The sequence below is a fragment of the Gluconobacter sp. GP1 genome (assembly GCF_032913585.1).
GTDB classification, from domain to species: domain Bacteria; phylum Pseudomonadota; class Alphaproteobacteria; order Acetobacterales; family Acetobacteraceae; genus Gluconobacter; species Gluconobacter cerinus.
The window spans coordinates 1-266 of sequence record NZ_JASGXC010000079.1; the positions used below are offsets into that span (position 1 = coordinate 1).

The following is a 266-nucleotide window of genomic DNA, read 5'->3' on the forward strand; positions in this document are numbered from 1 at the left end:
AGATTGCGCCCCCAGCCATCCCGCCGCGCCTGGAGCGGGATCTCGTCGATGAAGCAGCTCGGATTGGCCTGCTCGCCCCGACGAAACTCGCACCAGGACACACTGACGCGCTGGCGGCCGCGGGTGAGTGCGACATAGGCCAGTCGACGTTCCTCCGCCGGATCAATGTTCGTTCGCGACGGGAACAGCGTATCTTCCCAGCCGATCAGAAAGACATGCCCGAACTCCAGGCCCTTTGAGCCATGGATGGTCATCAGCTTGACCCG

Annotated in this window: 1 protein-coding gene; it reads right to left on the reverse strand. The window is 63.5% G+C overall.

Going from position 1 to position 266, the window contains the following annotated elements; translation table 11 throughout:
- Window positions 1-254: 3'-5' exonuclease (locus R5H23_RS17005; RefSeq protein ID WP_317216149.1), on the reverse strand; the 254-nt coding region annotated here is incomplete at its 3' end.
- Window positions 255-266 lie beyond the last annotated feature (12 nt).